The sequence below is a fragment of the Streptomyces uncialis genome (genome assembly GCF_001905345.1).
Lineage (GTDB): Bacteria > Actinomycetota > Actinomycetes > Streptomycetales > Streptomycetaceae > Streptomyces > Streptomyces uncialis.
The window spans coordinates 385879-409140 of record NZ_LFBV01000006.1 but is presented as its reverse complement, the minus strand read 5'-3'; the positions used below and the strand labels follow the sequence as shown (position 1 = coordinate 409140).

The 23262-nt window shown below is 73.3% G+C and carries 20 protein-coding genes and 1 tRNA gene; 10 read left to right on the top strand and 11 right to left on the bottom strand.

What is annotated here, in order from left to right; translation table 11 throughout:
* Positions 1 to 175: 175 nt before the first annotated feature.
* A tRNA-Leu gene (locus tag AB852_RS24285) sits at positions 176 to 263 on the bottom strand.
* Between the two features lie 231 nt (positions 264 to 494).
* Here AB852_RS24285 and AB852_RS24280 point away from each other — a divergent pair.
* The 3 genes from AB852_RS24280 (at position 495) to AB852_RS24270 (ending at position 3312) form a co-directional block, all read left to right on the top strand.
* The gene (locus tag AB852_RS24280) at positions 495 to 1829 is read left to right on the top strand and encodes a M20/M25/M40 family metallo-hydrolase (protein ID WP_073792292.1); all 1335 of its coding nucleotides are present in this window, start codon (positions 495 to 497) and stop codon (positions 1827 to 1829) included.
* 158 nt (positions 1830 to 1987) lie between these two features.
* A complete protein-coding gene (locus AB852_RS24275) occupies positions 1988 to 2221 on the top strand; it encodes a chaplin (RefSeq protein ID WP_073792291.1) in 234 nt (77 codons plus the stop codon).
* Between the two features lie 158 nt (positions 2222 to 2379).
* Positions 2380 to 3312: a chaplin gene (locus AB852_RS24270; RefSeq protein ID WP_073792290.1), complete on the top strand. Its 933-nt coding sequence runs from the start codon at positions 2380 to 2382 to the stop codon at positions 3310 to 3312.
* A 257-nt stretch (positions 3313 to 3569) separates the two neighbouring features.
* On the opposite strand, the gene AB852_RS24265 is transcribed toward AB852_RS24270, so the two are convergent.
* A complete protein-coding gene (locus AB852_RS24265) occupies positions 3570 to 3758 on the bottom strand; it encodes a DUF5703 family protein (RefSeq protein WP_073792289.1) in 189 nt (62 codons plus the stop codon).
* A gap of 47 nt (positions 3759 to 3805) precedes the next feature.
* Here AB852_RS24265 and AB852_RS24260 point away from each other — a divergent pair, with 47 nt between their 5' ends.
* Entirely contained in the window at positions 3806 to 4684 is an 879-nt protein-coding gene (locus AB852_RS24260) for a hypothetical protein (protein WP_073792288.1), read from the top strand.
* A 303-nt stretch (positions 4685 to 4987) separates the two neighbouring features.
* On the opposite strand, the gene AB852_RS24255 is transcribed toward AB852_RS24260, so the two are convergent.
* Both AB852_RS24255 and AB852_RS24250 read right to left on the bottom strand, forming a co-directional pair.
* The gene (locus AB852_RS24255; protein WP_073792287.1) at positions 4988 to 7561 is read right to left on the bottom strand and encodes a helix-hairpin-helix domain-containing protein; all 2574 of its coding nucleotides are present in this window, start codon (positions 7559 to 7561) and stop codon (positions 4988 to 4990) included.
* Positions 7558 to 8541, bottom strand: a complete 984-nt coding sequence (locus tag AB852_RS24250) for an aldo/keto reductase (protein ID WP_073792286.1) — start codon at positions 8539 to 8541, stop codon at positions 7558 to 7560. The genes AB852_RS24255 and AB852_RS24250 overlap by 4 nt, the downstream gene beginning before the upstream one ends.
* A 207-nt stretch (positions 8542 to 8748) precedes the next feature.
* Between AB852_RS24250 and AB852_RS24245 the strand changes: the two genes are divergently transcribed.
* Positions 8749 to 9804: an LLM class F420-dependent oxidoreductase gene (locus AB852_RS24245; RefSeq protein WP_073792285.1), complete on the top strand. Its 1056-nt coding sequence runs from the start codon at positions 8749 to 8751 to the stop codon at positions 9802 to 9804.
* Between the two features lie 218 nt (positions 9805 to 10022).
* A complete protein-coding gene (locus AB852_RS24240) occupies positions 10023 to 10811 on the top strand; it encodes a ferritin-like domain-containing protein (protein ID WP_073792284.1) in 789 nt (262 codons plus the stop codon).
* 166 nt (positions 10812 to 10977) lie between these two features.
* On the opposite strand, the gene corA is transcribed toward AB852_RS24240, so the two are convergent.
* Positions 10978 to 11976 (bottom strand): magnesium/cobalt transporter CorA, encoded by a 999-nt coding sequence (corA, locus tag AB852_RS24235; protein ID WP_073792283.1) that lies wholly within the window; start codon positions 11974 to 11976, stop codon positions 10978 to 10980.
* A 57-nt stretch (positions 11977 to 12033) separates the two neighbouring features.
* On the opposite strand from corA, the gene AB852_RS24230 reads away from it, so the two are divergent.
* From AB852_RS24230 to mshC, 4 genes are all read left to right on the top strand, one after another.
* The gene (locus tag AB852_RS24230) at positions 12034 to 12741 is read left to right on the top strand and encodes a histidine phosphatase family protein (RefSeq protein WP_073792282.1); all 708 of its coding nucleotides are present in this window, start codon (positions 12034 to 12036) and stop codon (positions 12739 to 12741) included.
* A gap of 93 nt (positions 12742 to 12834) precedes the next feature.
* Positions 12835 to 13425 (top strand): DUF3090 domain-containing protein, encoded by a 591-nt coding sequence (locus AB852_RS24225; RefSeq protein WP_073792281.1) that lies wholly within the window; start codon positions 12835 to 12837, stop codon positions 13423 to 13425.
* Entirely contained in the window at positions 13389 to 14261 is an 873-nt protein-coding gene (locus AB852_RS24220) for an SCO1664 family protein (protein ID WP_107499328.1), read from the top strand. The genes AB852_RS24225 and AB852_RS24220 overlap by 37 nt, the downstream gene beginning before the upstream one ends.
* A 49-nt stretch (positions 14262 to 14310) precedes the next feature.
* Positions 14311 to 15540 carry a cysteine--1-D-myo-inosityl 2-amino-2-deoxy-alpha-D-glucopyranoside ligase gene (mshC, locus tag AB852_RS24215; RefSeq protein ID WP_073792279.1) on the top strand — a complete coding sequence of 410 codons (1230 nt, stop codon included), beginning with the start codon at positions 14311 to 14313 and terminating at the stop codon, positions 15538 to 15540.
* Between the two features lie 497 nt (positions 15541 to 16037).
* On the opposite strand, the gene AB852_RS24210 is transcribed toward mshC, so the two are convergent.
* The 6 genes from AB852_RS24210 to AB852_RS24185 all read right to left on the bottom strand — a co-directional run bounded on the left by AB852_RS24210 (position 16038) and on the right by AB852_RS24185 (position 23219).
* Entirely contained in the window at positions 16038 to 17366 is a 1329-nt protein-coding gene (locus AB852_RS24210) for an RNA polymerase sigma factor (protein WP_073792278.1), read from the bottom strand.
* 3 nt (positions 17367 to 17369) lie between these two features.
* Positions 17370 to 17720, bottom strand: a complete 351-nt coding sequence (locus tag AB852_RS24205) for a YciI family protein (RefSeq protein WP_073792277.1) — start codon at positions 17718 to 17720, stop codon at positions 17370 to 17372.
* Between the two features lie 406 nt (positions 17721 to 18126).
* Complete coding sequence (locus AB852_RS24200; RefSeq protein WP_073792276.1) at positions 18127 to 19467, bottom strand: PAC2 family protein; 1341 nt, start codon at positions 19465 to 19467, stop codon at positions 18127 to 18129.
* 106 nt (positions 19468 to 19573) lie between these two features.
* Complete coding sequence (locus AB852_RS24195; RefSeq protein ID WP_073792275.1) at positions 19574 to 20278, bottom strand: FadR/GntR family transcriptional regulator; 705 nt, start codon at positions 20276 to 20278, stop codon at positions 19574 to 19576.
* A 101-nt stretch (positions 20279 to 20379) separates the two neighbouring features.
* Complete coding sequence (locus AB852_RS24190) at positions 20380 to 21438, bottom strand: LLM class flavin-dependent oxidoreductase (RefSeq protein WP_073792274.1); 1059 nt, start codon at positions 21436 to 21438, stop codon at positions 20380 to 20382.
* A 161-nt stretch (positions 21439 to 21599) separates the two neighbouring features.
* On the bottom strand, positions 21600 to 23219 hold the full coding sequence (locus AB852_RS24185; protein ID WP_073792273.1) for a glycerol-3-phosphate dehydrogenase/oxidase: 1620 nt from the start codon (positions 23217 to 23219) through the stop codon (positions 21600 to 21602).
* Positions 23220 to 23262: the final 43 nt, after the last annotated feature.

Below are 23262 nucleotides of genomic sequence, written 5' to 3'. Positions count from 1 at the left end.
TGTGCCCGCCCACATCACGCCGACTGTTCCGGCGCCGGGCCCGTCCGGTCGCCGGGGCAGCGTTCTCCCGCGTGCCCGCGGCGACGGGGGAGCCGCGGGCACGACACCGAAGTGACCCGGTAATGGAGTCACTGTCCGGAAACGCAGAAGACCCCTGATCATCAGGGGTCTCAGCTGGTGTCCGAGGGGGGACTTGAACCCCCACGCCCGTTAAAGGGCACTAGCACCTCAAGCTAGCGCGTCTGCCATTCCGCCACCCGGACCGGTGGTGTGTCGCGGTTTCCCGCGGCGACGTGGGAAACCATAGCAAAGAATCCGGACCCTGATCACGCGGGCCGTCCGGTACCCGCGGCCCGGCCGGGGGCGCCCGCCGGGGTGACCCCCGCGGCAGCGTGAACGGCGCATGTCGGGCCGGGCCGGCCCTTGGGGGAGACGGGCAAGGAGGGAGAGTATGGAGGGGAGAGCAGCAGGCAGCGACAGTGGGAGGAACCGCCGTGAGCGAGTCGAACAGGGCCGCCGGGCCCCGGACCGTCACCGGAGAGGACGAGGTCGTCGACCTCTGCCGCGACCTGATCCGGATCGACACGAGCAACTACGGTGACCACTCGGGCCCCGGCGAGCGGGGCGCCGCCGAGTACATCGCGGAGAAGCTCGCCGAGGTCGGACTGGAACCCCGCGTCTTCGAGTCCCACCCGGGCCGCGCCTCCACGGTCGCCCGGATCGAGGGCGAGGACCCCTCCCGCCCCGCACTGCTGATCCACGGCCACACCGACGTCGTACCGGCGAACGCCGCCGACTGGACCCACGATCCCTTCTCCGGCGAGATCGCGGACGGCTGCGTATGGGGGCGGGGCGCCGTCGACATGAAGGACATGGACGCGATGACCCTCGCGGTCGTCCGGGACCGGCTGCGCAGCGGGCGCAAACCGCCCCGCGACATCGTCCTCGCGTTCCTCGCGGACGAGGAGGCCGGTGGCACGTACGGCGCCCGGTACCTCGTCGACAAGCACCCGGACCTCTTCGAAGGGGTGACCGAGGCGATCGGTGAGGTCGGCGGATTCTCGTTCACCGTCAACGAGAATCTGCGGCTGTACCTGGTGGAGACCGCCCAGAAGGGCATGCACTGGATGCGGCTCACCGTCGAGGGCACCGCGGGCCACGGCTCCATGACCAACAACGACAACGCCATCACGGAACTCTGCGAGGCCGTGGGCCGGCTCGGCCGCCACCAGTGGCCGGTCAGGGTCACCAAGACCGTACGGTCCTTCCTCGACGAGCTGTCCGACGCGCTCGGCACCCCCCTCGACCCCGAGGACATGGAAGCCACCCTCGCCAAGCTCGGCGGTATCGCCAAGATGGTCGGCGCGACCCTGCGCAACTCCGCCGCGCCCACCATGCTCGGCGCCGGGTACAAGGTGAACGTCATCCCCGGTGAGGCGACAGCGCACGTCGACGGACGCTTCCTGCCGGGGTACGAGGACGAGTTCCTGGCCGACCTCGACCGCATTCTCGGCCCGCGCGTCCGGCGGGAGGACGTGCACGGGGACAAGGCCCTGGAGACCACCTTCGACGGCGACCTGGTCGACGCCATGCAGACCGCGCTGCGCGCCGAGGACCCCATCGCCCGGGCCGTGCCCTACATGCTGTCCGGCGGCACCGACGCCAAGTCGTTCGACGACCTCGGCATCCGCTGCTTCGGCTTCGCGCCGCTCAAGCTGCCGCCGGAGCTGGACTTCGCGGGGATGTTCCACGGGGTGGACGAGCGGGTCCCGGTGGACGGCCTCAAGTTCGGGGTCCGGGTGCTGGACCGCTTCCTCGACGCTTCCTGACGGCGGCCGGAGCGGCCGGTTCCGTTATTCGGGCGTATGTACGGAGCCGCTCCGGAAAGAGTGAATCCGAAGATAAGCTCGTAGCTCCATTGCGCCCTCCTCGTTACAGGTGGTGCGGTCCGCGTGCTGGGGACCGTTCTGCCAACAAGGAGGAACTCATGATCAAGAAGGTCGTCGCCGTCGCGGCTGCCACCGGTGGCCTCATGCTCGCGGGTGCGGGCCTCGCCATCGCCGATGCCGGTGCCCAGGGTGCCGCCGTGGGGTCCCCCGGCGTGCTCTCGGGCAACGTCGTCCAGGTGCCGGTCCACGTGCCGATCAACGTCTGCGGCAACACCGTCAACGTGGTCGGTCTGCTGAACCCCGCCTTCGGCAACACCTGTATCAACAGCTGATTGCCGCGCCTCCTTCCGTGAGGCCCTGAGGTCCTGGCCCCGGAGTGCCATCCATGCACTCCGGGGCCATCGCTTTTGGGGGCCGGGGGAGGGGCGGGGACGGTACGGCACCAGGCATGGCACAGCGAGTACGGAGCAGGGGCAGGGAACAGGTGGTTATGCGACAGGTCACGCGCAAGGGACTGATCACGATGGTGGCCGCGACCGGCGCCTTGGCGACCGGGGGCGGATACGCGCAAGCGGACTCCGGCGCGCACGGTACGGCGTCCGGATCGCCCGGTGTGCTCTCCGGGAACACGGTCCACGCGCCCGTGGACGTCCCGGTCAACGCGTGCGGAAACACGGTGAACGCCGTGGGGCTCCTCAATCCCGCGTACGGGAACACCTGTGTGAACGCCTCCGCGCGGGGCGGCCCGCAGCGGCCCGGCGGAGCGCACGCGGGCGGACGGACCAGCGACTCACCGGGGGTGGCCTCCGGGAACACCGTCGAGGCCCCGGTGCACGTCCCGGTGAACGCGTGCGGCAACAGCGTCGACGTCATCGGTGTCGGCAACCCGGCCATGGGCAACGACTGCGGCAACGGCGACGCGGGCACCCCGCCCGAGCGGCCGACCGAGCCGACGGAGCCCGGTGGGCCTGGTGGGCCCGGGAACCCGGGAGGTCCCGAGGCACCCGGCACTCCGGGGAACCCGGGCACTCCCGGGAACCCCGGTGGTCCTGAGGGCCCCGGCACGCCCGGTGGGCCCGGCACCCCTGGGCAGCCCGGGACGCCCGGGACGCCGGGGAGCCCCGGTACCCCCGCGACGCCGGGTACCCCCGGTGCGCCCGGTACTCCGGGTGCTCCCGGGGGGCCCGTCGCCCCGGAACAGCACACGAAGCCCGGGACGGAGACCCGCGGCTGGCCCGCCGGGCCCGCCCGTCACACGGTCGGCTCCTCGGACCGCGGCGCGGCCCGCGCCGCGGAATCCCGCACCGGGGGCAGCCTCGCCGAGACCGGCAGCCCGCTGCCGATCGGAGCGGCCGGACTGCTTGCCGCGGGCGCGGCGCTCGGCGGCGGAGTCCTGTACCGCCGGGGGCGCGTGGGTGCGTGAGGGGCGCGCGCCCCGGCGCCCGTCACCCCGGTGACAGTGGTCGCACGACCGGGCGTCGCCCGTGCGGGGGTCATCCGTACGCTCTGCGGGGTCTGACGGCCCTGCTGTCACGGACATCACACGGCGCGCTCACGGCGGCCGGAACCCCGCAGGTCACCGCCTTCGGCGACCGCGCGGTACCGGGATCTCGTCGCTCTCCGTAAAACACTGAGTGGGCCCCGCGAACGCGGGGCCCACTTCCCTTTCGCCGTGGTCCGTCACCATGTGGCGCGCACCTGGCGGATGATCCGGCGCCGCAACCGCACCCTGCGGCTGCCGTCCGGGTGCAGTCTCAGACGGTCCAACTCCCAGTGTCCGTACTCCGCGTGGTCGGTCAGCAGGCGGGTCGTGTCCTTGCGGGTCACCCCGCGGGGGACATACACGTCGACAAATTCGTATTCCGGCATCGCATCTATTGTGCGGGCACCGGCCCGGTACGGATAGCGTCTGCACTATGTCTGATGCTGCGCAGCCCACGGTTGCCGAGGTACGCGCCGCCGCCGAGGCGGTCAAGGCCGCGCTCGACCGCCACCTTGCCGCGGTCGAGCGGAGGTCGGGGGAGGACGACCCGGCCGTCTACGAAGCGTTCAACGAGTTGGCCGTCGCGGCCGAGGAGTACGACGAGCTGCTCTACGACCGCTACGACGAGGTCACCCCCTTCGAGATCCCCGGTTCGGAGGACGCCCTTCCTCCGTACACCGGCCCCGAGGAGCCGAACGCGGTCAGCGTGCTGATCCGCCGCGACTACTCGGTGGTGGAGCCGCAGCGGCTCATGGCCCAGGCCCAGCGCGTAGAGGCCGCCGAGGCGGACGGCGCGCCGCTCGTCGACACGGCGGGCACCACCGTGCACGGCGCGCTCGGCGTCCTCTTCGGGGAGTTCGAACCCGACGAGATCGCCTCCCGGCACAAGGAGTTCGGGCTGGAGGAGGGCGACTCCACGCTGTGGGTGACGGCCACCGACGACCCGGAGGACCCGGGCGTGTGGCTGGAGAGCCCCTTCGAGCACGCGGACCCGCAGCGGGTGGTGTGCCGCTTCGATGTCAGCGCCGTCTTCGACGACGAGGACATCGTGGACATCGACGATCTGGACGACGACATCGAGGACACCGTGCGGACCGGGGCCGTCGAGCCCCGCACCGACACGGCGGACGCCCTCACGGACCTCGTGGACGCGGCGGTCGACGACGACCGCCCCGGGCTGGAGGACGACCTCGACATCGAGCCCACCTCCGGTCGCGACGACGACCCGGACGACGACCCGGACGGCGAACCCGATCCGGACGGCGGCGATCCCGACGGCGAGGGGCCGCAGCGGCGCGACGGGGGACGCTGACCCGCTGCCCGCACCCCACCGCCACGCACAACCCACCGGCCCCCGGGCTCCCCGTAGAGGGACCCCGGGGGCCGGTCGCCGTTCCACCCTGACGCCCTGACGCCCTGACGCCCTGACGCCCTGACGCCGTGACGCCGTGACGCCGTGACGCCGTGACGCCGTGACGCCGTGACGCCGTGACGCCGTGACGCCGTGACGCCGTGACGCCGTGACGCCGTGACGCCGTGACGCCGTGACGCCCGTTCCGGGCCGAGCACCGCCGCCGTACGAGGGGTCGGCCCCCTCGCACGCGGCCCCGCGGTCCTACTCCGCCGCCGGTACCTGGCCGCGCAGCAGGTCCGCCAACCGTGTCGTACGCGGCTTGGGCGCGCCCTCAGCCACCGCGCGGGGCAACGCCTGCTCCACCCCGTGCACCACGGACAGATGCCGCTCGCCCCGGCCGAAGGCGGTGTACACCCACGCCCGGCTCAGGGTGTGCGCCGCGTCCCCCGGCAGGACGACGACGGCGGCGGGCCAGCGCCGCCCCACGGCCTGGTGGGCGGTCATCGCCCAGCCGTGCCGCACGCTCTGCTCGACCCGCTCCCGGGCCACCACGACCGGCGAACCGTCGCACTCCAGCCGCAGCCCTTCCGCGTCGGCGCCCACCACGCTGCCCGGGACCGCGCGGCCCGGCACGGGTGACCACACCACCCGGTCACCCGGGTCGAACCCGCCGAACCTGCCCGGACCGGGGTTGAGCCGCTCCTTGAGCGCGGTGTTCAAGGCGCGGGTGCCCACCGCGCCCCCATGGCCCGGAGTGATCACTTGAGTGTGCTCGGCCGGTACCCCGAGGGCCCGGGGGATCGAGTCGGCGACCAGCTGGACCGTGCGGTGCACCGCCTCGCCCGGGTCCCGGACTGGGACGATCATGACTTCCTTGCCGGGGGCCTCGACCTGGGTGAGCTCACCGAACGCGATACCGGAGATCAGTTCACCGATCGGGCCCGGGTCCGGGGTGCGGGAAGCGATCTGGGGGCAGACCCGGGCCGCCAGCAGATCCGCGAAGACCCGGCCGGGACCCGTCGACCACAGCACGGCCGGATCACCGCTCAGCACCAGACGTGCCCCGTCCGGCAGCGACTCCACGAGCATCGCGGCGCTCTCCACGTCCAGCTGTGGCGCGTCCAGCACCACCAGCAGATCCGTGACCAGCGCGCCCTCGCCGTCCCGGCCCGGCCCCTCGGCACCGGACAGCAGCCCGGCGACGGTCACCGCGACCCCGGCGGCCCGCGGGTCCGGCCCGTCCCCCTGAACGCCCTGAGCGCCCCCCGGGGCGCCGGCCGCCGCGAGGAGAGCGGCGAACCTGTCGCGTCCGTCCGCGGTGTGCGTGGCCGCGATCACCCGTCGGCCCCGCGCCAGCTCCGCGGTCACCAGGGCGGCGACCTCCGCGCGCGCGGCCTCGCCGCCGGTGTGTGCCACAAGGGCGTGCGTCGCGCAGGCGCGGATCAGCTCGGCGGCGGCGCCGCGCGCCGCTCCGGCGGCCGGTTCCGGCTCCGTGGGCCCCGCGCCGCCGTCCACCGGTGAGTTCACCAGTCGGGCGAGCCCGTCGGCCAGGCTCTCCTCGGCCAGCGCGAAGCGCTCCAGCCCGATGAGGACCCGTACCGGCCGCTCCGGTTCGCCCTCCTCGGCGTCGGTCCCGTCGGTCCCGTCGTTTCCTTCGGGACCCTCGCCCGCCGGTCCGGCCTCGGCCGCCGGGCGCGGTGTCTCACCGGGGGTGGCGCCGGGGATGTCCAACACGTCCTGGAAGACCAGCACCTCGCCTTCGGCGATGGCGCTCTGCACCGCGGAGTCGGGCACCGGAACGGACCGCTGCTCCAGCGCCGCGCTCAGCGCGGGCGCGTCGAGCGCGGTGTGTCCCGCCAGCGCCGCCTGATCCAGCAGCCAGACGGTGATGGCCCGGCCCCGGCGCTCGTCGGCCGGGCCGCAGTCGGGCCCGAGGCAGGCCCGGGCGAAGCTGTCGGCCTGCTCGGGACGGACACCGGGGACCCGGAGCAACTGCCACGGATCGTCCCGCAGCCGCTCGGCCGCGTCCTCCCCGAGCGTGGCGGCCACCGCACCGGCCAGCGACTCCGGGGCCCCGCCCTCGGCCAGGACCGTACCGATCCCGCCCACGGTCGCGGGCGGCGGAGCGGGCGCGGAGGGGCCCGGCGCCACGACCGGACGCGGCGCGGGTGCGACGGGCGGCGCGGCGGGCCTGCGCGGGGCCGCGGCCGGTTCGCCGAAGGTCTTCGCGGGCTTCTCACCGCTCTCGACCGCGCGCACGGCGGCCAGCAGTTCGGCGGCGGTCCCGCTCAGCTTGGCGCCGCTGTCGACGGGCCCCGCCTTCTCGGCCTTGCGCCGCTCGATCCGCTCACGCACCTCGCGCTGCGCGGCGAGTTCGGCCTCGGCCTCGGTGGCCTCCGCCGCCTTCTCGCCGTCCGTACCGGTTGCGACGGCTACGACGGTGGCTTCACCGGCTTCACCGGCCTCGTCACCGTTCTCACCGCTGGTGCCCGCCGAGCTGTCGCCGTCCGCCGGGGCCGCGTCGTCGCCGGACCCGACCGCGTCCGCCATGTCGTCCGTCGTGCCGTCCGTGATGTCCGCCGCCTCCCCGTCGCCGGGGGCGCCGGCCGCTCCGCTCGCCGGACCGTCCCCCTGCTCGCCCTGGCCATCAGGGTCGCTCCGGCTTACCTGCTCGCCCTGGCCGACCTGGTCGTCACCGAGGCCGTTCCCCCGCGCCCCCGGACCGGACCCGTCCCGGGGTTCAGGCGCGTCACCGTCCTGGCCGCCCGCCCCGCTCGCGGCCTCGGTCTCCGGCGCGGGCCCTGCGGCCCGGGGGTGCGCGGCCTCCGTGTTCACAACGTGCTCCAGTCCTGGTCGGGATAGCGGTGGATGGGCGCCGACACATCGTCGAGGGCCCGGCGGATCTCGTCAGGAAGACTAAGGGTCTCCACTGACAGCGCTGCCGTGAGCTGCTGCGCGTGGCGCGCGCCGACGATCGGGGCCGTCACGCCCGGGCGGTCCCGCACCCAGGCGAGGGCCACCTGGAGCGGGGTGACGGCGAGACCGTCGGCGGCGGTCGTCACGGCGTCCACGATGCGGGCGCCCTCGTTGTCCAGGTACGGCTCCACGAAGAGCGACAGATGCTCGGAGGCGCCGCGTGAGTCCGGGGGAGTGGTGTGCCGGTACTTCCCCGTGAGCACCCCGCGGCCGAGCGGGGACGAGGGCAGCAGCCCCACGCCCAGGTCCAGCGCGGCGGGCAGCACCTCGCGCTCCACCCCGCGCTGGAGCAGCGAGTACTCCATCTGCGTACTCGCCAGCCGGGCCCGGGTGCCGGGGGCGGCGAGCTGCCAGGTGGCGGCCTTCGCGAGTTGCCAGCCGCAGTAGTTGGAGACGCCCGCGTACCGTGCCCGGCCGCTGCTGACGGCGATGTCGACGGCCTGAAGGGTCTCCTCCAGCGGGGTCGTCGGGTCGAAGGCGTGGAGCTGCCACAGATCGACGTGGTCCGTGCCGAGACGGGCGAGGGAGGCGTCCAGGGCGCTCAGCAGATGCCCGCGCGAGCCGTCGAAGCGCCGTTGCGGGTCGGGCACGCTGCCCGCCTTGGTGGCGATCACCAGATCCCGCCGCGGCACGAGGCGTTCTATCAGGCGCCCGAGCAGATACTCCGCCTCCCCGTCGCCGTACACATCGGCCGTGTCGACCAGGGAGCCGCCCGCGTCCCAGAACAGCTTCAACAGGTCGGCGGCGTCGCTCTCGTCGGTGTCGCGGCCCCAGGTCAGGGTGCCGAGCCCGATGCGGGACACACGCAGGCCGGTACGGCCGAGATACCTCTGCTCCATGGGCGTTGACACTACTGGCCGGATGTCCGGCGGCGCGGAGCCTGTGGACAACCCACGCCGAACCGGCACGGCCGTCCCCACCACGGGTGACTCCCCAGGTGGCGGGGGACGGACGGGAGCGCGGCGCCCACCGGTCCTGACGGATCGCCCGCCGCGCGCTAGGGTCAGCCGCACAGCCACGTTACTCGTCAGTAAGGGGAATCGGCCATGCAGCTCGGGATCAACCTCGGCTACTGGGGCGCGGGAATGGACGCGGACAATCTCGCGGTCGCCCAGGAGGCGGACCGGCTCGGCTACGCCGTCTGCTGGGCCGCGGAGGCGTACGGCTCCGACGCGCCCACCGTGCTGTCCTGGGTCGCCGCCCAGACGGAACGTATCGACGTGGGCTCCGCCATCCTCCAGATCCCGGCCCGCCAGCCCGCGATGACCGCGATGACCGCCGCCACCCTGGACTCCCTGTCGGGCGGCCGGTTCCGGCTCGGCCTCGGTGTCTCCGGCCCCCAGGTCTCCGAGGGCTGGTACGGGGTGAAGTTCGACAAGCCCCTCGCCCGTACCCGTGAGTACGTGGAGATCGTCCGCAAGGCCATGACCCGCGAACGTCTCTCGTACGAGGGTGCCCACTGGACACTGCCGCTGCCCGGCGGCCCCGGCAAGCCTTTGAAGCTGACCGTCCACCCCGAGCGCGAGCACATCCCCCTGTACATCGCCGCGATCGGCCCGAAGAACCTGGAGCAGACCGGCGAGATCGCCGACGGCGCCCTGCTGATCTTCTCCTCGGCCGACCATCTGGAGGACACCGCGATCCGGCATCTGCGCGCGGGACGCGACAAGGCGGGCCTGACACTCGACGGCTTCGACGTCTGCCCCACGCTGCCGCTCGCCCTCGGTGACGACAAGGACGTGACCGCGCTCGCGGACACGTTCCGCCCGTACACCGCGCTCTACGTCGGTGGCATGGGCAGCCGCAAGCAGAACTTCTACAACCAGCTCGCCCAGCGCATGGGCTACGAGCGCGAGGCCGCCGAGATCCAGGACAAGTACCTGTCCGGCGACAAGGTCGGCGCCGCCGCGGCGATCCCGCACGAGCTGATCGACTCCACCACGCTCCTCGGGTCCGTCGAACGGATCGCGGACCGGATGAAGGCGTACGCCGCGGCCGGGGTCACCACCCTCACACTGGCCCCCGCCGGGTTCACCCTGGAGGAGCGGATCGCCGCGCTGCGGGCCGGGTCGCAGGCCCTGGAGCACGCCGGCCTCGGCTGACCCCCGGCCCGGCCGTGGTGGGGGCTCGGGGGTCTTCCCCGCCACGGCCGTCACCCCGTACAACGCCTCCGCGCGCTCCTGGTTACGCCCTCACCGGCGGGTCCCCGCGCGCGTGGAGGGGTCCTTCGTTCGGCCGAGTGGGCGCCCAGAGCTGTTGCCGTTCGGCCCGTCCCGCATTTGACTCGTGGTGCGCGGACCCCTGCACGGAGGTGGCAGTCATGCTCTCGGCCAAGAGCCTGTTCCAGGAGATCCTCGACAACGACGAGTCGTTCCGCCTGTTCTGCTCCATCGCCGCCAGCGGGGAATCCCAGGGCGGCTGGGAGAACGGCCGGATCGCGGCCCTCGTGCCCGTCACCGAGCGCGACATCGCGCCCAAGGTCGTCCGGCACGGCGCCGACGAGGACAAGCACGGGCGGATCTTCAACGCGCTCATCAAGAAGCGCGGACTGACCCCCGTCGACGTGCCCCAGGACACCGACTACACGATGCTCCTGGAACGCCGGGGCATCGGCCTCGCCCACGACAAGCTCCACCGGGACGAGCCGCTCACCGTCCAGGACATCGTCACCTACCTCGCCCACAGCAGGGTCACCGAACAGCGCGCCTCCGAACAGATGCGGCTGCTGCGCAGGTACTTCGCCGACCATCCCGACCTCGGGCGCGCGGTCAGGATGATCTCCAACGACGAGGACAACCACCTCGCGTACTGCCACGAGGAACTGCTGAGGTTCGCCTACGCCGGACACGGCCGTGCGATCCAGCGCACCCTCGAACAGTGCGCGCTCGCCGAGATCCGGATCTACCGTGACGTCAGCCTCGCCGTGATGGCACACATGGGCCGCATCCTCGGCTGGCCCAAGGCCAAGAGCGCGGCCCTCGCCGCCGGTATCCACGCGGTGTACGCCTACGAGCGCGCCTTCGGCTGGCGGCGCATGGTGTCCCTGGCGATGCCCGAACGCCGCGACGCGCTGGGCGGTCCCGCGACCGCCGCCCCCGAGTTCGCCTGAACCCATGACGGACGGTCCGTGATCCGGAGGACGCCGCACGCGCGCGCGTGCGGCGTCACTCCAGAAGGCGTCCGCCGTGAGCCGTCCGCCACAGGTCGGCCGTCGTCAGCCGTCAGCCGTCCGCCACCAGCCGGTCACGCGGCTCGCCGCCCCCGCTCCGCGTCACTCACAGCCAGCCGCGCCGCTTGAACGTCCGGTACAGGACGATCTCCAGCCCCACCATCAGCGCGATCACCGCCGGGTACGACCACGTCCAGTGCAGCTCCGGCATATGGTCGAAGTTCATGCCGTAGATGCCCGCGATCATCGTCGGGACGGCCGCCATCGCCGCCCACGCGGAGATCTTGCGCATGTCGTCGTTCTGCCGGACGCTCATCTGCGCCAGATGCGCCGACAGGATGTCCGACACCAGCCGGTCCAGCCCTTCCACGGACTCGTTCACCCGGGTCAGATGGTCGCTGACATCGCGGAAGAACGGCTGTGCGGACTCCGCCACGAACGGCACCGCCGCCGCGAAGGGCCCCGTGCCCGCCAGCCGCCCCAGCGGCGCCCCCAGGGGCACCGTGGCCCGCCGGAACTCCAGGATCTGCCGCTTGAAGTTGTAGATCCGCATCGCCGTGTGCCGGGACCGCCCGCCCTCCGGTGAGAAGACCTGCGCCTCCAGCTCCTCCAGGTCCGTCTGGAGCTCGGTCGCGACATCCAGATAGTGGTCCACGACCGCGTCGGAGATCGCGTACAGCACCGCCGTGGGCCCCTGCTTCAGCAGCCCCGGCTCCGCTTCCAGACGCTGCCGCACCGACCCGAGCGGCGAACCCTCACCGTGGCGCACGGTCACCATGAACGAGTCCCCGAGGAACAGCATCACCTCGCCCGAGGACACGGTGTCGCCCTCCGGCTCGTACACCACCGGCTTCAGCACCACGAACAGCGAGTCGTCGTACACCTCCAGCTTGGGGCGCTGGTGGGCGTTCAGGGCGTCCTCGACCGCCAGTGGATGCAGCCCGAACTCGGTCCTGACGTGCTCGAACTCCTCCTCCGTCGGCTCATGCAGCCCTATCCACAAGAACGCGTCACCCTCGGCGCGGGCCCGCGCGAGCGCGTCGGAGAGATCGGCGGGCCCCGCCATACGGCGCCCGTCCTGGTAGATGGCAGAGTCCACGATCACGCAGCACGTGTTCCCCTCGCCCGAGGAGCGCACACCCCCCACGCCTAGGCTGTCGGTATGCCCACGCTGATCCTCGTCCGCCACGGACGCTCCACCGCCAACACCGCGGGCCTGCTCGCGGGCTGGACGCCCGGTATCTCCCTCGACGAGCGCGGCTCCGCCCAGGCCGCCGCGCTCCCCGGCCGGCTGGACGGCGTCCCCGTCGCCGCGGTCGTCACCAGCCCGCTCCAGCGCTGCCAGGAGACCGTCGCGCCCCTGCTCGCCGCCCGGCCCGGACTGACCCACCACACCGACGACCGGATCGGTGAGTGCGACTACGGCGACTGGACCGGCCGCAAACTGTCCGAGCTCAACGACGAGCCGCTCATGGACATCGTCCAGCAGCACCCCTCCGCCGCCGCCTTCCCCGGCGGCGAGTCGATGCGGGCCATGTCCACCCGCGCCGCCGAGGCCGTCCGCGAGTGGAACGCGCGCGTGGCCGACGAGCACGGCGATGACGCCACGTACCTGATGTGCTCGCACGGCGACATCATCAAGTCGCTCGTCGCCGAGGCCCTCGGACTCCACCTGGACCTCTTCCAGCGGGTGTCCGTCGAACCCTGCTCGGTGACCGTGATCCGCTACACCCGGCTGCGGCCCTACCTCGTCCGCCTCGGGGACACCGGCGACTTCGCGTCGCTGCTGCCCCGGGACGACACGGACGCCGCCCCCACCGACGCGTCCGCCGCCACCGCCGAGGTGGGGGGAGGAGCGGGCGCGCCGTGATCGCCGACCGCAGTAGGGTGAAGCGGTCGGAACCAAGCCAGTGAACCCGGGCGATCCCTTGATCGACCCGTCGATCCCAAGGGAGATCCGGACGTGTCGCGTCAGGTGTTCCTCTACGACCCGCCGGAGCGTTTCGTGGCCGGTACGGTCGGACTGCCAGGGCGCCGTACCTTCTTCCTCCAGGCCTCCTCCGGGACCCGCGTCACGAGTGTCGCCCTGGAGAAGACCCAGGTCGCCGCGCTGGCCGAGCGCATGGACGAACTCCTCGACGAGGTCGTCCGCCGCAGCGGCGGCAGCGCCTCCGTCCCCGCGATGGCACCCACGGAGATCTCCGACACCGCGCCCCTGGACACCCCCGTCGAGGAGGAGTTCCGGGTCGGCACCATGGCCCTCGCCTGGGACGGCGAGGAACAGCGCATGATCGTCGAGGCGCAGGCCCTCGTCGAGCTGGACGCCGAGTCCGACGAGGATCTGGCCGAGGCCGAGGAACGCCTCCTCCAGGACGAGGAGAACGGCCCCCCGATGCTCCGGGTCCGGCTCAGCGGCGTCCAGGCCAGGGCCTTCGCCAAACGCGCCCTGGACGTCGTCAACGCGGGCCGTCCGCCCTGCCCGCTGTGCAGCCTGCCGCTCGACCCGGAAGGACACGTATGTCCGCGCCAGAACGGATACCGCCGCGGCGCATGACCGTCACCGACCTGCTCACCCACGGTGAGCTGACGGTCCGCGGCCGGGTCCAGGAGGCGTCCAACGCGGTCCTGTACTGCACCGTCGAGCACGAGGGCGAGCGGGTCCACTGCGCCTACAAGCCCATCGCCGGGGAGCGCCCCCTGTGGGACTTCCCCGACGGCACCCTCGCCCAGCGCGAGGTCGCCGCCTACGAGGTGTCCGAGGCCCTCGGCTGGGGACTCGTCCCGCCCACCGTGCTGCGCGCCGGACCCTACGGCGAGGGCATGTGCCAGTTGTGGATCGAGGGCTCGGCCGCGACCCTCGCCGTCCCCGGCACCCCCGACGGCCCAGGTACGGGCGACGACCCCGGTACGGGACTGCTCGCCCTCCTCGACACCGAGGAACCGGGGCCCGGCTGGAAGGCCATCGGCTTCGCCGACGTCGGCGGCGGCCGCACCGCCCTGCTCGTGCACGCGGACGACGACCGGCTGCGCCGGCTGGCCGTCCTCGACGCCGTGATCAACAACTCCGACCGCAAGGGCGGCCATCTGCTGCCCACCGCCGCCGGACGCCTCTACGGCATCGATCATGGAGTGACATTCCACACGGACGACAAGCTCCGCACCCTGCTGTGGGGCTGGGCGGGCGAACCCCTCCCCGAGGACGCGCTGACCGCCCTGACGGCCCTCGAAGCGGCCCTGGAGCCCGGACAGGCCCTCGCGGCCCGGCTCACCACCCTGCTCACCGAGACCGAGATCGCCGCCACCCGCGCGCGGGTGGCCGCCCTCCTGGCCGCCGGTATCCATCCCAAACCGGGCGGCGAATGGCCCGCGATCCCCTGGCCGCCGGTTTAAACACCTGGCCACCGGTGTACCGGACGCACCGTCCGGTTACGCTCAAGACATGCATGCCTGGCCCGCTTCAGAGGTACCCGCCCTGCCCGGACAGGGCCGCGACCTCAAGATCCACGACACCGCGACCGGCGGCCTCGTCGCTCTCGACCCCGGTCCCGTCGCCCGTATCTACGTCTGCGGCATCACGCCGTACGACGCGACCCATCTGGGTCACGCGGCGACCTACAACGCGTTCGACCTCGTGCAGCGCGTGTGGCTCGACACCAAGCGCCAGGTCCACTACGTCCAGAACGTGACGGACATCGACGACCCCCTACTGGAACGCGCCGCACGTGACGGCGTCGACTGGGCGGGGCTCGCCGACCGCGAGACCACCCTCTTCCGCGAGGACATGACCGCCCTCAGGATGCTCCCGCCGCGGCACTACATAGGAGCCGTCGAGGCCATACCGGGCATCGTCCCGCTCGTGGAACGCCTCCGGGACGCGGGCGCCGCCTACGAACTCGAAGGCGACGTCTACTTCTCCGTCGAGTCCGACCCGCACTTCGGGGAGGTCTCCCGGCTCGACGCCGCCGCCATGCGGCTGCTGTCCGCCGAGCGCGGCGGCGACCCCGACCGGCCCGGCAAGAAGAACCCGCTCGACCCGCTGCTGTGGCAGGCCGCGCGGGAGGGCGAGCCCGACTGGGACGGCGGCTCCCTCGGCCGGGGCAGGCCCGGCTGGCACATCGAGTGCGTGGCCATCGCCCTCGACCATCTCGGGATGGGCTTCGACATCCAGGGCGGCGGCTCCGACCTGGCCTTCCCGCACCACGAGATGGGCGCCTCGCACGCCCAGGCGCTGACCGGCGAGCACCCCTTCGCGAAGGCGTACGTCCACGCCGGGATGGTCGCCCTGAACGGCGAGAAGATGTCGAAGTCCAAGGGCAACCTGGTCTTCGTCTCGGCCCTGCGCCGCGCGGGCGTCGACCCCGCCGCGATCCGGCTCGCCCTGCTCGCCCACCACTACCGGGCCGACTGGGAGTGGACGGACTCCGCGCTGGAGCAGGCGGTGGCCCGCCTCGCCCGCTGGCGCGCGGCAGTCTCCCGCCCCGACGGCCCGCCCGCCGACGACCTCGTCGAGGAGATCCGCGCGGCCCTCTCGAACGACCTGGACGCGCCCACGGCCCTCGCCGCGGTCGACCGCTGGGCCGACCGCCAGACGGCGGACGGCGGCCAGGACGAGGGCGCACCCGGAGTGGTCTCCCGCGCCGTGGACGCCCTACTGGGAGTGGCCCTCTAACCCTCCCCCCGAGCCAGTAGCTCCCGGCCTCTCCCCCCGAAGAGGCCGGGACCTACCCCACACCCCGGAGTACGCCGAGCAAAGGCAACCCAGGGGCGCGGGGAACTGCGCACCCCACGAGCGACCCGCACAGCTCGGAGTGCGCCGAGCACAGGCAACCTCAGGGGCGCGGGGAACTGCGCACCCACGGAGTACCCGCACAGGAACAGGTACGCCCGGCACAGGAAACCTAGGGGCGCGAGGAACTGCGCACCCCACGAGCGACCCGCACGGCCCGGAGTACGCCGAGCACAGGCAACCTCAGGGGCGCGGGGAACTGCGCACCCACGGAGTACCCGCACAGGAACAGGTACGCCCGGCACAGGAACCCCAGGGGCGCGAGGAACTGCGCACCCCACGAGCGACCCGCACGACCCGGAGTGCGCCCAGCACAGCCAACCCAGGCCCGAGCCGAGCGCCTAAGCCGCGCCGGACGGACCGGACGGACCGGACGGACCCTACGGACCGGGTGGGCCAGGCGGCCCGGACGGATCAGGCGGCCCGGACCGACCGGTCGCCCCGATGGCCGCAAGCTTGCCCCGCAGATGCGCCCGCTCAGGCTCCGTCCCAGCGAGCGCCAACGCCACCCGATAGGCCGCCCCGGCCTCCCGCAGTCGCCCGAGCCGCCGCAGCAGATCGCCCCGCGCCGCCGGATACGGATGATGCCCCCGCAGCCGCGGCTCGTCGGCGAGCGCGTCCAGCAGCGCCAGCCCGGCCGCGGGCCCGTCCCGCATGGCCACCGCCACCGCCCGGTTCAGCGCGACGACCGGCGACGGCGCCAGCGCCAGCAGCACGTCGTACAGCGCCACGATCTGCGGCCAGTCGGTCGCGGACAGATCCGGCGCCTCGTCGTGCAGCGCGGCGATCGCCGCCTGCACCCCGTACGGCCCCGGCGGCCCCGCCGCCAGCGCCGCGGGCACCAGCGCCAGACCCTCGTCGATCATCGCGCGGTCCCAGCGCCCGCGGTCCTGGTCCGCGAGCAGCACCAGCGCCCCGTCCGGCGCCGTCCGGGCCGCCCTGCGCGCGTGCACCAGCAGCATCAGCGCGAGCAGCCCGGTGACCTCCCGCTCCGCGGGCAGCAGCCGACGCAGGACCCGCGTCAGCCGGATCGCCTCCTCGGCGAGGTCCAGCCGCTGCAACTCGGGGCCCGAGCTGGCCGTGTACCCCTCGGTGAAGATCGAGTAGAGCACCTGGAGCACCCCGGGCAGCCGCGCGGGCAGCTCGTCGGCGCCCGGCACCCGGAACGGGATGCGCGCCTCACGGATCTTCCGCTTCGCCCGGACGATCCGCTGCGCCATGGTCGCGGACGGCACCAGATAGGCCCGTGCGACCTCGGGGGTGGTCAGCCCCGCCAGACAGCGCAGGGTGAGCGCTCCCCGGGCCTCGGCCGGCAGGGCGGGGTGGGCGCAGGTGAAGAACAGCGTCAGCCGCTCGTCGGGGAGCCCGCCGCCCGCGTCGGCGGGGGGCGCCGGGGCCGCGCGGTCGGCCTCCACCTGGAGGACGGCGAGCCGGGCGGCGTACGCCTGGTCCCTGCGCAACCGGTCGACGGCCTTGCGCCGTGCCGTCGTCAGCAGCCACGCGCCGGGCCGGGTCGGCACCCCGTCGACCGGCCAGCGTACGAGCGCCGCCTCCAGCGCCTGCGAGGTGACCTCCTCCGCCAGGTCCAGGTCCCCGAAGCGCGCCACGAGCGAGGCCAGCAGCCGTCCGTGTTCCTCGCGGAACACCGATGCCACCGCCTCGTCGGCGGCCGTCGGACCTCCGTGGTCCCAGGACTCCGGCGCGGCCATGACTCAGACCCCGAAGTCCGCGATCGGCCGCACCACGACCGCGCCGGTGCCCCGCGACCCCGGACAGCGGGCCGCCCAGTCCAGCGCGGTGTCGAGGTCCGGTACGTCGATGACGTAGAACCCGCCGAGCACCTCACGGCTCTCCGCGAAGGGGCCGTCCGTCACGGTCCGCTCGCCGTCCTCGGAGACCCGGACCGTGGTGGCGGTGACCAGGTCGGCCAGGGACTCGCCCGAGACATGGATACCCGCGTCCCGTACCGACTTGTCGTAGGCGATCCAGTCGGAGACCTCGCACCCGGCGGCGCCGCCCTGTGCGTCGACCGCGCCGGCCTGGATCAGCAGCATGTACTTCATGGTCCGTACTCCTGTCATGTGTCCCGTTCATGTGCGGCGACCGCCGCGCACCATGACGACGAACGGGACCGGGCCCGATCGACACCCGGAAGAAAATTCTTCCGTCCGGGAACGGTACGGGCATCCCGGGCCCCGACGCCGCGCCCCCGGGCCGGACGACCCCGCGCATCCCGGACCCGGCGACCGGCCTCATACGACCGGCCTTCCTCGGGGGCGGGCCGCCCAGCGCGACCGGCCTCGCTCGCCCGCCCCCGGGGAAGGCCGGAACACGCCACGGGCCGGAACCAGGGCACGGGCCGGAACACGTGCGCGGCCAGGAACACAGGGCGCGGGCCGCCGCACCGGGAGGCTGTCCCGGTGCGGCGGCCCGCGTCGATCGCTGTACCGCCGGTGCGCCCCGGTGGGCTCAGCCCAGCTCCGGGGCCGGGCCCGGACCCGCACCGGGGCCCTTGTCCCGCTTTCCGGCGCCACCCGTGCCCGGGGAGCCTTGGGCCCCCTCGGAGTCACGGCCGCCGTCCGAGCCGTCCGCACCTTCGGCGTCGCCACCGTCGCCCGCGTCGCCGGAGCCTTCCGTGTCCTCGGCGGTGGCGGTCTCGCCGTCCTCCGTGGCCTCCTCCGCGGCGCCGGTGTCCGCGACATCGGTGTCAGGTTCGACATCGCTGTCCGGTGCGGCCTTCCGGCGCGCGGTGCCCCCGGCCGTCTCCGGCGCGGACTGCCCGCTGTCCTGGGCGTCCGTCTCCGCCTCCGGGGCGTCGGACGTGTCCGGGCCCGGGTCGGCCGCGCGCTGGGGGCGGGGCTGGCGGACCCGCTCACCGGACGGCTCCCGCAGGTACGACGTGGTCTCGCCGCCGTCGGTTGCCAGCCCCGGCGCGGTGGCCGCGCCGGGCCCCGCGGGCCCGGGACCGCCACCGTCCCGGCGGCGCAGATAGCGCTCGAACTCGCGCGCGATCGCCTCCCCGGTCGCCTCCGGCAGCTCCGCCGTGTCCCGCGCCTCCTCCAGCGTCTGGACGTACTCGGCCACCTCGGTGTCCTCGGCGGCGAGCTGGTCCACACCGAGCTGCCAGGCGCGCGCGTCCTCGGGCAGCTCACCGAGCGGGATGCGCAGGTCGATCAGGTCCTCCAGGCGGTTCAGCAGCGCCAGGGTCGCCTTCGGGTTCGGCGGCTGGGACACGTAGTGCGGCACCGCCGCCCACAGCGACACGGCCGGGACGCCCGCGTGGGTGCACGCCTCCTGGAGGATGCCGACGATGCCCGTGGGGCCCTCGTACTTGGTCTCCTCCAGATCCATCGTGCGGGCCAGATCGGGATCGGACGTGACCCCGCTGACCGGCACCGGACGGGTGTGCGGGGTGTCGCCGAGCAGCGCGCCGAGGATGACCACCAGCTCCACGCCCAGCTCATGGGCGAAGCCCAGCAACTCGTTGCAGAACGACCGCCAGCGCATCGACGGCTCTATGCCCCGCACCAGCACCAGGTCCCGCGGCTTCTCACCGCCCACCCGGACCACGGACAACCGCGTCGTCGGCCAGGTGATCTTCCGGACGCCGCCGTCCAGCCACACCGTGGGACGGTTGACCTGGAAGTCGTAGTAGTCCTCCGCGTCGAGTGCGGCGAACACCTCGCCCTTCCACTCCCTGTCGAGATGCGCGACCGCGGCGGAGGCTGCGTCGCCCGCATCGTTCCAGCCCTCGAACGCGGCCACCATGACCGGGTCGATCAGCTCGGGTACCCCGTCGAGCTCGATCACCCAGCGCCTCCTTCCGACAAGCCGTCACGTACGCCCCAACCTTACGGCCATCGAGGGGGCCCTCCGCAGCCCCCTCGCACGGGGGAGTGAACGGACACTGCCCCGGTCAACGGCCCGTGACACCCGCTCCGGGGAGGGAGCCCGTCACGGAAGCGGAACCCGGCTCCTGAGCCACCGGCGCCAGGTGGACGGAGACCCATGACCTGGCCGCCTCGGCGTCCCGCTCCCGCAGGGCCGCGAGGATCGCCCGGTGTTCGCGCAGGGCGTCCGCGGCCACGCCGTGGCCGGTGGCGGCAGGGCCGGGCCGGGGAGCGGTCCTGGACAGCGCGTCGAGCAGCGCGCAGAGCACCGGGTTCCCCGCGGCGCGGGCGATCCTCCGGTGGAACTCCAGGTCACGGGCGAGCAGTTCCGCCTCCGGCACGGTGTCCGCCGGGACGTCCAGCAGCGCGTGGAGGGCGTCGAGCTCGGGCTCGGTGATCCGGGCCGCCGCCAGCGCCGCCGCGGCGGGTTCCAGGATGCGGCGCACGGCCAGGAACTGGGGGGCCGTGTGGGCCGGGTGGAGGTCCACGGCGAACCCCACCGCCGTCAGCAGCAGCTCCGGGCCGAGGCCGGTCACATAGGTGCCGTCGCCCTGCCGGACGTCGAGGACCCGGATCAGGGACAGCGCCCGGACCGCCTCGCGCAGCGAGTTGCGGGAGAGACCGAGCGCGCCCGCCAGTTCACTCTCCGGGGGCAACCGGTCCCCGGGTCGCAGCGCACCGGTGACGATCATGCTCTTGATCTTCTCGATGGCCACGTCGGTGACCGCCATGGGGACCTCGCCTCGCGGCCGTCCCGCGCGGTGGACGGCCAGGGTGTGGGGACGACGTGGACAGAACCGTGGCGCGGCCCGCGACGAGCCGGGCCGCGCGGTCATTCCCACAGCGTGGAAGGGGCCTCCCGGCGGACCACCGGGGCGATCTCCTCGGCGAATCGTTCCAGCGTCTCGATCTGCTCGCCCCGGGAGAGACCGAAGCCGTCCACGGTGACCGACTGGAGGTCGTGCCGGTACGCGGAGTGGTAGCCGAGGATCTTGTCGATGATCTGCTGCGGCGATCCGATGAGCTGGGGGCCGTCCGCGATGGCGTCCTCGATGGTCCGGAAGGGCGTGTTGTAGCCCGCCTTCCCCTCCAGCCGGGGCTTGAAGTTCTGCCGCACCCGGGCCTCGTACAGCTCCTTGTACCGGGACACGGCCCGCTCATGGGTGTCCGCTATCAGCAGTCCGCCGGAGCCCGCCGCCACATGGGCGCGCGCGGGGTCGTGCCCGTACGCCGCGAAGCGTTCGCGGTAGTGGTCGATCAGCCGGACGTACGCCGCGCGCGGCTGGACGGCGTTGGCGGTGAACAGGGGATCGCCGTGCCGGGCGGCGAGTTCGGGGGAGTTGAGGCTGGTGGCGGAGCCGTGCCAGACGCGCGGGGGGCCCGCGTAGGGGCGGGGCACGGTGGTGACGTTCTTCAGCGCGGGCCGGAACTCGCCCGCCCAGTCGACGCCCTCCTCCCGCCACAGCCGGCGCAGCAGTTCGTACTTCTCCTTCTGGAGGTCCCACTGCCGTTCCTCGTCCAGTCCGAACAGGTCGAAGTGGCCCGCCTCGGCGCCCTTGCCGATGACGAGCTCGATCCGGCCCCGGGAGAGCTGGTCGAGGGTGGCGTAGTCCTCCGCGACCCGTACGGGGTCGAGGATCGCGACCACGGTCACCCCGGTGAGCAGCCTGATCCGGCTGGTCCGCGCGGCGAGCGCCGCCAGCAGCACGGTGGGGCTGGAGGACAGGAACGCGCCCGCGTGCCGTTCCCCGATCGCGTAGGCGTCGAAGCCGAGCCGTTCGGCGGCCACCCCGGCGTCCAGCACCTCGTCGAACCGGTCGGCGGGGGAGAGGAGTTCACCGGTCAGCGGGTGCGGCGCGTGGCCGACGATGGAGAGCACCTGGAACTTCATACGACCACTGTCGCCGCGGGACGTTGCGGGCGTGTGTACGTGATGTGGCAGGGGTCCCAGGGGTCCGGGAGACGGTCAGGGCGGTCGGGAAAGCCCGTACAGGCCTTCCCGACCGCCCTGACCGTCGTCGTGCGCGGGGGCCGCTGTCCCCGGACGTCTTCCTAGCGGTCGCCGCCGAGTATCTTCTCCACCCCGGCGCGGACCTCGTCGGTGGCCAGGCCGCGGATGGTCAGGGTGGTGCGGCGGCGCAGCACGTCGTCCGCGGTCTCGGCCCACTCGTGGTCGCGGGCGTAGACGACCTGGGCCCAGATCTCGGGCGCGTCCGGGTGGACGCGCGCGGCCAGCGCGGGGTCCTCGTTGGCCAGCCGCGCGATCTCGAAGGACAGCGAGCCGTAGTGGGTGGCCAGGTGCTTCGCGGTGTCGGCGGCCATCCGGGGGCCGGGGGTCCCGCCGTCCACCAGCAGCCGGTGCGCGACCGCCTGCGGGTTGGCGACGCCCGGCAGCGGCAGCCGCTTCGGGAGCGAGGACATGGGCTCCATGTCCTCGCCGAGCGGCCGTCCGGGCAGCACGGCGAGCTTGTTCACGATGGTGCGCCCGATGTGCCGGAACGTCGTCCACTTGCCGCCCGCGACGGACAGCATCCCGCCCCGGCCCTCACTGACGACGGTCTCCCGCTTGGCCTTGGAGGTGTCACCCGGACCGCCGGGCAGCACCCGCAGCCCCGCGAACGAGTAGGTGATCAGATCGCGGTCGAGCTGCTGGTCACGGACGGAGAACGCGGCCTCGTCGAGGATCTGGGTGATGTCGCCCTCCGTCGCGGACACGTCCGCCGGGTCGCCCTCGAACGCCTCGTCGGTGGTGCCCAGCAGCAGCATGTCCTCCCAGGGCAGGGCGAAGGTGATGCGGTACTTGTCGATGGGGGTGGCGAGGGCCGCCTTCCACGGCGAGGTCCGCTTGAGGACCACGTGCGCGCCCTTGGACAGCCGGATCGACGGGTCGGCGCCCGCGTGCTCCATCCGCCGGAGGTGGTCCACCCAGGGGCCGGTCGCGTTGAGCACCAGCCGTGCGTCGACCCCGAACTCCGTGCCGTCGAGACGGTCCTTCAGCTCCGCTCCGGTGACCCGGCCCCGGGTGAAGCGCAGTCCGGTGACCTCGGCGTGGTTGAGGACGACGGCCCCGGCCTCGACGGCCGCGCGGACCGTCATCAGGGCCATCCGGGAGTCGTTCATCTGCCCGTCCCCGTACACGGCGACGGCCTTCAGGTTCTCCGTGCGCAGCTCCGGCACGTCCTGCTGGGCCCGCGCGGGCGACAGCAGATGGCCGACGCCGTCCCCGAACGCCGACAGCGCCGAGTACGCGAAGACACCCGCGCCGAGCTTCGCGGCGCCGTGCGGTCCGCCCTTGTACACGGGCAGATAGAAGGTGAGCGGGTTCGCCAGATGGGGCGCCACCTGACGGGAGACCGCGCGCCGCTCGAAGTGGTTCTCGGCGACGAGCTTCACGGCTCCCGTCTGGAGGTAGCGCAGCCCGCCGTGCAGCAGCTTGGACGAGGCCGACGAGGTGGCGCCCGCGAAGTCACCGGCGTCCACCAGTGCCACCCGCAGCCCCGACTGGGCCGCGTGCCAGGCCGTGGAGATGCCCAGGATGCCGCCGCCGACGACCAGCAGGTCGTACGTGGCCCTGGACAGCTGTTCCCGGGTCTCGGCGCGGCCCGGGTGGGAACCGGCGGAGGGATGCAGCCCGAGCGTGGGGTAGGCGGGGCTGCTGGGCTGGGTGGTCATGGTGTGGTGCTCCTCGTCAGCTCTCGTGCTCGGCGCCGCCGGT

Bases quoted from the DNA above. Each gene is read 5' to 3' on its own strand.
- AB852_RS24275 (WP_073792291.1), top strand. From the start codon at position 1,988: ATGATCAAGAAGGTCGTCGCCGTCGCGGCTGCCACCGGTGGCCTCATG.
- AB852_RS24270 (WP_073792290.1), top strand. From the start codon at position 2,380: ATGCGACAGGTCACGCGCAAGGGACTGATCACGATGGTGGCCGCGACC.
- AB852_RS24265 (WP_073792289.1), bottom strand. From the start codon at position 3,758: ATGCCGGAATACGAATTTGTCGACGTGTATGTCCCCCGCGGGGTGACC.
- AB852_RS24260 (WP_073792288.1), top strand. From the start codon at position 3,806: ATGTCTGATGCTGCGCAGCCCACGGTTGCCGAGGTACGCGCCGCCGCC.
- AB852_RS24250 (WP_073792286.1), bottom strand. From the start codon at position 8,541: ATGGAGCAGAGGTATCTCGGCCGTACCGGCCTGCGTGTGTCCCGCATC.
- AB852_RS24245 (WP_073792285.1), top strand. From the start codon at position 8,749: ATGCAGCTCGGGATCAACCTCGGCTACTGGGGCGCGGGAATGGACGCG.
- AB852_RS24240 (WP_073792284.1), top strand. From the start codon at position 10,023: ATGCTCTCGGCCAAGAGCCTGTTCCAGGAGATCCTCGACAACGACGAG.
- AB852_RS24230 (WP_073792282.1), top strand. From the start codon at position 12,034: ATGCCCACGCTGATCCTCGTCCGCCACGGACGCTCCACCGCCAACACC.
- AB852_RS24220 (WP_107499328.1), top strand. From the start codon at position 13,389: ATGTCCGCGCCAGAACGGATACCGCCGCGGCGCATGACCGTCACCGAC.
- mshC (WP_073792279.1), top strand. From the start codon at position 14,311: ATGCATGCCTGGCCCGCTTCAGAGGTACCCGCCCTGCCCGGACAGGGC.
- AB852_RS24210 (WP_073792278.1), bottom strand. From the start codon at position 17,366: ATGGCCGCGCCGGAGTCCTGGGACCACGGAGGTCCGACGGCCGCCGAC.
- AB852_RS24205 (WP_073792277.1), bottom strand. From the start codon at position 17,720: ATGAAGTACATGCTGCTGATCCAGGCCGGCGCGGTCGACGCACAGGGC.
- AB852_RS24195 (WP_073792275.1), bottom strand. From the start codon at position 20,278: ATGGCGGTCACCGACGTGGCCATCGAGAAGATCAAGAGCATGATCGTC.
- AB852_RS24190 (WP_073792274.1), bottom strand. From the start codon at position 21,438: ATGAAGTTCCAGGTGCTCTCCATCGTCGGCCACGCGCCGCACCCGCTG.
- AB852_RS24185 (WP_073792273.1), bottom strand. From the start codon at position 23,219: ATGACCACCCAGCCCAGCAGCCCCGCCTACCCCACGCTCGGGCTGCAT.